This window comes from Bacillus sp. JJ664 (assembly GCF_036962205.1).
Lineage (GTDB): Bacteria > Bacillota > Bacilli > Bacillales > Bacillaceae_G > Gottfriedia.
In genome coordinates this window covers 1-9343 of record NZ_JBALMS010000091.1, presented here as the reverse complement: position 1 = coordinate 9343, position 9343 = coordinate 1, and the positions used below count along the sequence as shown (strand labels likewise).

The following is a 9343-nucleotide window of genomic DNA, read 5'->3' as shown; positions in this document are numbered from 1 at the left end:
TATATTAATAGAATTATAGATTTATTAAATAAAGCTTTGTTTATTAGTGATACTTCACATGATAATCACTAAATTGTCAATTAATAAACAAGGTGAATAATATGATACATAACTAACATTTTAATGGAGGTGAAAAAATGAGTAACGTAGGTGAGGAACTCATTATAACAGGCGCATGGTTTTTGTTATTTGGAACAGTGACCTCAGCTGTAGGCGTTACAAGTAAACACATTATTGGTACGAACTTTGGAAAGAAGCTGTTTGCAAAAGGAAATGCAATCGAAGCTTTTGGAAATTCAATTCAGTCAGTTGGAAGAGAAAAATTAATAAAAAGTGAAAGTGGCAATGGCAATAATGAGCATTTATTAACAATCTTGTTAGGTAGCTGGATTCAAGCTGCAGGAAATGCAACAAATACACTTGCAACAGAACTAGAAATCAGTGGATCGATTGATCAGGGGGAAAAATTAAACGCTTTAGGTAGTGTGATTCAATCAATAGGTGCATCATTTGAAGCGAAGGGTGCTAGACAAGAAGAAGGTGTATTAGTAAAATTTGAAGTTTTCGGAAATGAATTAATAGCAATAGGTGCTATGATTGATGGAATAGGGAATGTTGCCCTTCTTAATCAAAATGATGCTGTTGGGGAACAACTTTTATTTTTTGGTAGTTGGGTACAAGTTTTAGGCTCAATCCTAATCGTTTTTGCAGTAACCAATTCAATAGAGTCAGAAGAGGAAACTAAAGGCACTCGCTATGGTTATTACCCAAAAATATGAATAAAAGGTTACAAATAATGAGAAATGTAACATAAATATAGAAAATTTGAGAGTTAATACTTGTTAGGAATACCTTTAAATGTTTTACTTTAAATAAAAAACATTTTTTTATTCATTTAAGCAATTTTATGAGAAAATAATATTATTAAAAGAAAACAGAGGTAAAAAGTATGAATGTAAAAATAATTACAGATAGCGCGGCTGATTTGCCTAAAGAAGTATTAGAACAATATCAAATTGATGTGATTCCGTTACGTGTTTATTCTGAGGACGAAAAAGAGTATCTAGATGGTGAGACGTTAAATTCATCGACTTTATTTTCAGAAATGCGAAATGGAAAAGTATTTAAAACATCTTTGCCATCATACGACCGTATACATAGTACATTTATAAAATATGCAAAAGAGAATATTCCTTGTATTTATTTAGCCTTCTCATCTGAACTATCAGGTACATATCAATCAACAGTTATGGTGAAAAACGAAATTGTCGAAGAATTTCCTGCTTTTGATATAGAGATTGTTGATACAAAGTGTGCATCAATTGGACAAGGCTTAGCAGCAGTTAAGGCTGCAATCCTTGCAAATGAAGGTAAGTCTAAAGCGGAAATAATGACTCAAATTCATCACTCCATCAACCATATTGAACACATTTTCACTGTTGATGACTTACAATATTTAGTACGTGGTGGACGTGTAAGTAAAGTTGCTGGTTTTGTTGGTAATTTATTAAATATCAAGCCAATCCTTCATGTTGAAGACGGAAAATTAATTCCATTAGAAAAAATTCGTGGATCAAAAAAGGTCTTAAAAAGGATGCTTGAAATAATGGAGTCTAGAGGCGTAAATTTATCAAATCAAATGGTTGGTATTTCCCATGGTGATGACATTGAAAGAGCAACCGAATTAAAAAATGCTATGAGTGAGATGTTCGGATGTAAAGATTTTATTATCCATTCCATTGGTTCGGCAGTTGGCGCACATGCTGGTCCAGGAACTTTAGCTATTTTCTTTATGAATTCAGACAATAACTAACATAAAATTTTATATAAATGACCAATTTCGTTGAACTGAAATGAAATTGGTTGTATTTTGTCGAAAGTATTCCCAATATTCTGAAAATATTCCCCGGACAATAATTCATACATATTTACCTTAAAAAAAGTAAATAGTATTTATGTAATCTTTACAAATACGATTTGATGGGGTGAAAAAGAATGTCAATTTTAGATAATTGGGATCAATGGAAAGATTTTTTAGGAAATCGTTTAGATGCTTCGAATGAAAAAGGACTAGCTGACGGAGCTGTTTCTGAAATGGCTTATCGCCTAGGAGATTATTTAGCAAATGAAGTAGATCCTAAAAATGCAGAAGAGCAAGTTCTTAAGGATTTATGGGAAGTTGCTGATGAACAAGAGCAACATACAATTGCAAATTTAATGATTAAGTACGTAAAAAATAAATAATAATTTTTATAAATGAAAATATAGTAAAGAATAGCCCTGTAATTTTTTACAGGGACTTTTTATTTTTTAGCGCTGTTAAAAAAGAATGTCCATTTCACGAATTATTTGTTTAGCTAAAATTAACAATTTAATATGTCAAAGCTTATCTTTCAAATGAAAACTTTAGTAATAAAAAAGTAATTCAGTTATTGGCTGTAGATGGAAGTAGTAAAAAAAGCAAATCACTCTCATTATTGTTTAAATTTACAAAAAATAAACTTGAACATACCTAACTAATCTTATATACTGTACTTTGTTCAAGAACACTTTTGCTGTTTACTTTTACCATTTATTTTTGTATGATTAGTTTTCTGTTTTGCATTTTTAGGAAAAAACAGTTCATATTCAATTCATAAATGTATGGTAAAGTACTTCAGAACTGTCATGAGTCATTATTTTTAGCATTTATATTAGGGGAAATGGGGTTGGCATATGAGTAAGCAAAATGAGGCTGTAGAAACGCCTTTTAATATCAAAACAATAATCGGTCCAGTGATGGCGGTAATTATTGGTATGATCATGGTTATATTAGATAGTACTGTAGTAAACGTAGCTATGCCAGGTATTGTAGAGTATTTCAAATCTGATTTGGATACAATGCAATGGACGATCACTGGTTACACATTAGCACTATCTGCAGTTATTCCATTAGCCGGATGGATGTCAGATCGTTTTGGCGCAAAGCGAATCTTTTTAATCACAATTTTATTTTTTACAATCGGTTCGGTATTATGTTCAGTGGCACAGTCGCCTGAGCAATTAATTATTTATCGTATCATTCAAGGTCTTGGTGGCGGTATGGTAGCACCAATTGGTATGGCTATTATTTTCCGTTTAGCTCCTCCAGAAAAAATGGGTTCAATCATGGGAATGCTTGGAATTCCAATGCTTTTAGCTCCAGCTTTAGGACCAGTCATTTCAGGTTGGTTTGTTGAATTCTCGACTTGGCACTGGATTTTCTTAATTAATTTACCAATTGGAATTATTGGGTTGATCGTAGGTATGAAATATTTACCGAATTTTGAAACAAAAACAGTTCCTTCACTAGATAAATTTGGAATCATCCTAGCACCAATCGCATTTTCAATGTTAGCTTATGGTGTTAGTGAAAGCTCTACAAGCTGGACATCTACTCAGACATTAACAGGTTTAATTGTAGGTGGAGTAGCTTTATTATTATTTATCGTTGTTGAATTAAGACAAAAACAACCACTTCTTGAACTAAGAGTGTTTAAGTCTTCTGATTTTACTAGAAGTATCTTAATTACATGGATCATGCAAATTGCATTATTTGGTTCATTCTTAATTGTTCCTTTATATTTACAAACTGTTAAAGGCTATGGTGCTTTTGAAACAGGTTTAATTATGCTTCCACAAGCTGTTGCATCTGCTTTAATGATGCCAATCGGTGGAAAATTATATGATAAAGTTGGTGCAAGACCACTTGCATTAGTTGGTTTATCAGTTATAACAGGTGCTCTATATTTATTCTCAACGATTACACTTGATTCAACAAATGTCTTTATTATTCTTACACTTGCAATGATGGGTGCTGGAATGGGTATTTCAATGATGGCAATCAATACGCACGTATTACAATCTGCTCCAAGACACCTTGTAAGTCGCGTTACTTCTTTAACATCAGCAGCGCAACAAGTAATGGTATCATTTGCGGTTGCTGGTATGGCTGGATTCTTAACATCAAGTACAAAGGATTATATGACTAAAATCGCAAATCCTTTAGAAGCTATGATTTCGGCATACGGAGATACATTCTTACTAGCAGCAGGAATTGCTCTAGCAGGTGCTGTTTTATCGATTATTTTACGCAAACCAGTAGCTAGTGATATTGATCAAGGCGAACTTGATGAAGAAGCAAAATCAAGCATGATGGTTGGACATTAATTTATTTATAAAACAGAAGCTTAAATGAGCTTCTGTTTTTTTATTAACAAGTGATTTATAGTACATGAATTTGTAATGAAAATGACCTCATTTTGTAAACATTAATTATGTATAATGAAAGCTCAACAACCTAGATCATATACATATTGGAGCGATCGTATGAAAAAACGAATTTTGAAAGCGACACTAGCATTATCAATTTTTACAGGAGGGTTATTAAACCTAAATTTGATACCTTCTAGTGTTCAAACTGTTGAAGCAGCTACCATTAAAGGAACTGTAACTGCTACTAGTTTAAATATCAGAAGTGGACCTAGCACAAATTATAAGGTCGTTGCCACTATTAAAAAAGGTGCTATAGTAAGCATTACAAGTAGTGTGACAGGCTGGTATAAAATAACTTCTGGTACGAAAACAGGGTGGGTTTCCAGTAAATATATTAGAAAATCCACAAGTAGAATTGCATCATCAACCGTAAATAATATGAAAACGCTTGGTACTTCTAAGCAACTAATTATTGTAACTGCAGATAATGAAAGTACTAGAAATGTTGTGATTGAGACATTTGAAAAATACGATAGCGGATGGAAAAAACGCAATACATTTTCAGGCGTTATTGGCAAAAATGGAATGATTTCAAATAAACATGAAGGTGATTATGAAACGCCAGAAGGAAAGTATACGATCACAACAGCATTTGGAAGATATGTTAATCCCGGTACAAAATTACCTTATCGAAAAATAACAGCTGATGATGTGTGGGTAGATGATTCCAAAAGTACACTTTATAATACATGGCAATCTGCTTCTAAAAACAACGGAAGATGGAATAGCGCTGAAAAGATGAATATTTCTCTTTATAATTATGGATTTGTGATCAACTACAATGTATCAAGAACACCTGGAAAAGGAAGTGCCATTTTCTTTCACATTGCTGGTTCTTCTGGATATACAGCTGGTTGTACAGCAACAGCAAAAACAAATGTGATTTCTATTTTAAAATGGCTAGACCCAGCCAAAAAACCAATTATTATTCAAACGCCTTTTAATAAAGTAACAAATTATTAACTTAAAAATACTGATCATTTAATGATCAGTATTTTTTTTGCTATAAATCATGGCTAAAATTATCTGAGAACTTGATACAAGGAAGTAAGTTAAAGTAAAAACGTGAACATACCAGTTCCATTCGTATAATGTCAGAGTAGTTATCATGATAAAGCATACTTTTATAAGTATTTTGAAGATGAAAAATTTCGATATACTTATTTTGAATTTTCAAAGTATAATAAAAATGCTAGGATGAATCGATTTTAACTTAGAGGTGAATATATGCTACATCATTTTATAGAATTTAAAACCGAACGATTACAATTAAGAAGATTTAAAGACGAAGATTTGGAATACTTTTATCAATATCGAGCTAATCCTGAAATCGCAAAATATCAAGGGTGGCAGAACTATTCATATGAACAAGCAATTTCATTTATTGAAAAACAAAAAATTGCAATCGCAAATGTTCCAGACACATGGGTACAAGTTGCGATTGAACAAAAGGAAAGTGGAAGACTGATTGGAGATTTTGGTATCCATACGTTAAAGCTACCGCATAATACAATTGAGATTGGATTTACATTAGATCCACAATTTCAAAAGCAAGGGTATGCATCAGAAGCACTAAAAGGGCTAATAAACCATCTATTTAACGATTTACATAAAGAAAGTATTCAAGCGATTGCTGTTGAACAAAATGAATCCTCTATCAAGCTTTTAAAAAGAATGGGCTTTACACAGGTGAAAAAAATAGAAAATAGTCTTTTTAAAGGTCAGATAGTGAATGAGTTTGTTTTCGAATTGACAAAAAATGATTGGGTAGGGTAGGAGATGAGAAGAATAAATGAATTTTTTTAAAGGTGCAGTCTATTTATCTTTAGCTGCGAGTATATGGGGAATGACTTATGTTGTTAGTAAAGTTGTTTTAGATCATATTTCTCCATGGCTTTTACTGGAAATGAGATTTTTATTAGCTCTAATTACTTTAGGGATTATTAGTATCATTCAAAAATCATGGAAAATAGATAAAAAAGACTTATTACCAATTGCAATGATTGGTTTAGTTGGGTACTCTGGTTCAATTGGTCTTCAATTTATCGGTACCAAGCTTTCTGGAGCGGCAATGGGATCATTAATAACTTCTGCTTCACCTGCATTAATTTCATTTTTTGCATTCCTCATTTTAAAAGAGAAAATAAACAATCGTAAAATCATTTCATTATTGTTAGCGACAATAGGTGTGGTCGTAGTGATTGGATTACCAACAGGAAATACAGATTATGGTGCTTATTATGGTAATATCATTTTATTTGGCGCTGCTATAACTTGGGCATTATATACAGTTTTAAGTAAAGCACAAACTAAAAAATACTCTTCTTTAACAGTTACAACATGGGCAACTGTATTTGGTGTAATTTTTACAATTCCTTTTACAGTAGTTGAACAAGTTCAAAATCCAAGTTCATTAACATTAAATTTTTGGATATGGATGGGGGTTATATTTTTAGGAACAATCTCTACTGCAGGGGCATTTTATTTGTGGAATAAAGGATTTGAATTCATTGATACTTCTACAGGGTCATTGTTTTTCTTTTTCCAACCACTAATTGGGACGGTTTTTGGCTTTTTCTTATTAAACGAATCGATAAAAACTTCATTTTATGTAGGTAGCTTATTAATTTTATTGGCTGTTTATTTATCGATAAAAGAGCCAAAAAATCTATCAACTATAAATTATTCTTCGAAAAAGGCATAAAAAAGTGGCTGAATCATTCAGCCACTTTTTTATTATTCAGGAGCGATTTCATTATTTACATCAAGTGCTTCTACAAGCTCAAGCTCTTCATGACGTTCTTGGAATCGATTAAATGTAAATTCATTTGCAAATAAGAATAAAGGACGTTCAAAGCGGTCATATACAAGCATATTACGCATATCTTGATATTTTTTTAAGCCTTTCACATCATCTGTTTTTACCCAACGTGCAATATTATAATCAACGTGATCTTTACGAATATCAGAACCATACTCATTTTTTAATCTGTACTCGAAAACTTCAAATTGAAGCTGACCAACTGCTCCAAGTATAACTTCATTGAATTCATTTTTATAAACTTGAATCGCACCTTCTTGGGCTAATTGTTCGACACCTTTATGGAAGTGCTTAGACTTTAATGAGTTTACTGGGCTTACACGTAAGAATAATTCTGGTGGGAAGGTAGGTAATGGCTCAAAGTATATTTTTTGTTTACCAGCCGTAATTGTGTCACCAATTTGATATGTTCCAGAATCATAAATACCGATTACATCCCCAGCATATGCTTTATCAATAGTTTCACGATCATTTGCCATTAATTGAGTAGATTGACTCAGTTTGATTTGTTTCCCAGTACGAGAAAGCATTACGTTCATTCCTCGTTCAAATACACCAGAACAAATACGTACAAATGCAATTCGGTCACGGTGCGCCGGATTCATATTAGCTTGGATTTTAAAAATAAAGCCACTAAACGTTTCATCTGTTGGATTCACTTCACCATTGATCGTTTTACGTGGACCAGGAGCAGGTGACATATCTAAGAAATGATTTAAAAATGGTGTAACCCCAAAATCAACTAATGCAGTTCCAAAAAATACAGGTGTTAATTCACCAGATTGTACCAATTCAATATTAAATTCATTCCCAGCACCTTCTAAAAGATCAACTTCATCTCTTAAGTTCTCTAGGTTTGTCGCTTCTAAATGAGCTTCTAATTCAGGTCCATGAACACCATCTTTTCCAAGCTTAATGACTTCATCTTTTCTGAAAAGGTGAACTTCATTTTCAAGACGATCATAAACACCCTCAAATTGCATACCACTACCAATTGGCCATGTTACAGCGACTGAAGGCATTCCAAGAACTTCTTCAAGTTCCTCCATTAATTCTAATGGATCCTTTGCTTGTCTATCTAATTTATTCATGAAAGTGAAAATCGGAATTCCACGCATACGACATACTTGGAAAAGCTTTTTCGTTTGCGCCTCAATACCTTTAGCAGCATCAATTACCATCACTGCACTATCAACAGAAGTTAATACACGGTATGTATCTTCACCGAAATCATTATGACCTGGTGTATCCATAATTGAGACCATTTTTTCATCGTATTCAAATTGCATAACTGAAGAAGTAACAGAAATCCCACGTTGTTTCTCAATTTCCATCCAGTCAGATTTAGCATATTTAGAGTTTTTTTGTGCTTTTACAGTACCAGCTTCACGAATTGCTCCACCGTGTAATAGTAATTTTTCAGTTAAAGTTGTTTTACCAGCATCTGGGTGAGAAATGATCCCAAAAATACGGCGCTTTGCAACTTGGTTAATTAAATCTTTATTTGCCATCTATTATAAAGTCCTTTCTAAAAACAAAAATAGTAAGTTAATTATTTCACATCTTTTCTATTATACAAGAATTACTCTCTCGATGAAACAACATAGTAAAAAAGTTATAGTACCTTCATTATTACCAAATAGTTCGCAAATGAAAGGGTTGTTTCCAATAAAAGGTAATATTACATGACATATGGAATAAATAATGTATAAATTCAGGACATTGTCGTTTATATTTACTCAAAAACATGTAAACAGATTAGAAGAGGATTTCGTGAATGAGTGTTTATGAATCTAGTCAATAAAAAAACTGAAGGTAGTGAAATGTATGCATTTCGAGAAATTTAATTATAAGAGACCTAATATTGAAAAATGGGAGCATGATCTAAAACATCTTCTTAATCGATTAAAACTTTCAAGGGAGATTGAAGAAATCAGTAATATAATAAGCAAAATAAATCAGTTACGATCAAATTTTGAAAGTATGATGAATCTTGCTTATTTACAATTTATGAGAAATACAAGCGATTCTTTTTATTCCGAGGAACAAAAATTTTATGATGAATTTAGTCCTATATATCAAAATTTAATAAACGATTATTTTAGGATTCTTGTGAACTGTGAATGTAGAAGCCAATTGGAAGAGGTATGGGGTAAACAGTTTTTTTCTCTTGCAGAACTACAAACTAAAACAATCTCTACAAATATTATTGAAGAATTAGTAATGGAA

General features: G+C 32.2%; 8 protein-coding genes and 1 pseudogene. 8 read left to right on the top strand and 1 reads right to left on the bottom strand.

Annotated elements, in window-relative coordinates; genetic code table 11:
* Positions 1-137 precede the first annotated feature (137 nt).
* The 7 genes from V7056_RS14890 (at position 138) to V7056_RS14860 (ending at position 6997) form a co-directional block, all read left to right on the top strand.
* Complete coding sequence (locus V7056_RS14890) at positions 138-779, top strand: DUF6944 family repetitive protein (protein ID WP_499703165.1); 642 nt, start codon at positions 138-140, stop codon at positions 777-779.
* A gap of 170 nt (positions 780-949) precedes the next feature.
* Complete coding sequence (locus V7056_RS14885) at positions 950-1813, top strand: DegV family protein (RefSeq protein WP_499703163.1); 864 nt, start codon at positions 950-952, stop codon at positions 1811-1813.
* Positions 1814-1995: 182 nt separating this feature from the next.
* Positions 1996-2244 (top strand): DUF3243 domain-containing protein, encoded by a 249-nt coding sequence (locus tag V7056_RS14880; protein ID WP_499703161.1) that lies wholly within the window; start codon positions 1996-1998, stop codon positions 2242-2244.
* Between the two features lie 471 nt (positions 2245-2715).
* Positions 2716-4188 (top strand): DHA2 family efflux MFS transporter permease subunit, encoded by a 1473-nt coding sequence (locus V7056_RS14875; protein ID WP_499703159.1) that lies wholly within the window; start codon positions 2716-2718, stop codon positions 4186-4188.
* A gap of 159 nt (positions 4189-4347) precedes the next feature.
* On the top strand, positions 4348-5256 hold the full coding sequence (locus tag V7056_RS14870; RefSeq protein WP_499703157.1) for an SH3 domain-containing protein: 909 nt from the start codon (positions 4348-4350) through the stop codon (positions 5254-5256).
* Positions 5257-5520: 264 nt separating this feature from the next.
* Entirely contained in the window at positions 5521-6069 is a 549-nt protein-coding gene (locus V7056_RS14865) for a GNAT family N-acetyltransferase (RefSeq protein ID WP_499703155.1), read from the top strand.
* 16 nt (positions 6070-6085) lie between these two features.
* Entirely contained in the window at positions 6086-6997 is a 912-nt protein-coding gene (locus V7056_RS14860) for a DMT family transporter (RefSeq protein ID WP_499703153.1), read from the top strand.
* A 32-nt stretch (positions 6998-7029) separates the two neighbouring features.
* Here V7056_RS14860 and V7056_RS14855 read toward each other — a convergent pair whose 3' ends face one another.
* Positions 7030-8625 carry a peptide chain release factor 3 gene (locus V7056_RS14855; protein ID WP_499703151.1) on the bottom strand — a complete coding sequence of 532 codons (1596 nt, stop codon included), beginning with the start codon at positions 8623-8625 and terminating at the stop codon, positions 7030-7032.
* Positions 8626-8941: 316 nt separating this feature from the next.
* Between V7056_RS14855 and V7056_RS14850 the strand changes: the two are divergent.
* Positions 8942-9343, top strand: a pseudogene (locus tag V7056_RS14850) (M3 family oligoendopeptidase); the annotation flags it as partial.

What these genes read in the sequence shown, in the direction of transcription:
- V7056_RS14880 (WP_499703161.1), top strand. Translation starts at nt 1,996, where the DNA reads ATGTCAATTTTAGATAATTGGGATCAATGGAAAGATTTTTTAGGAAAT.
- V7056_RS14870 (WP_499703157.1), top strand. Translation starts at nt 4,348, where the DNA reads ATGAAAAAACGAATTTTGAAAGCGACACTAGCATTATCAATTTTTACA.
- V7056_RS14860 (WP_499703153.1), top strand. Translation starts at nt 6,086, where the DNA reads ATGAATTTTTTTAAAGGTGCAGTCTATTTATCTTTAGCTGCGAGTATA.
- V7056_RS14885 (WP_499703163.1), top strand. Translation starts at nt 950, where the DNA reads ATGAATGTAAAAATAATTACAGATAGCGCGGCTGATTTGCCTAAAGAA.
- V7056_RS14865 (WP_499703155.1), top strand. Translation starts at nt 5,521, where the DNA reads ATGCTACATCATTTTATAGAATTTAAAACCGAACGATTACAATTAAGA.
- V7056_RS14855 (WP_499703151.1), bottom strand. Translation starts at nt 8,625, where the DNA reads ATGGCAAATAAAGATTTAATTAACCAAGTTGCAAAGCGCCGTATTTTT.
- V7056_RS14890 (WP_499703165.1), top strand. Translation starts at nt 138, where the DNA reads ATGAGTAACGTAGGTGAGGAACTCATTATAACAGGCGCATGGTTTTTG.
- V7056_RS14875 (WP_499703159.1), top strand. Translation starts at nt 2,716, where the DNA reads ATGAGTAAGCAAAATGAGGCTGTAGAAACGCCTTTTAATATCAAAACA.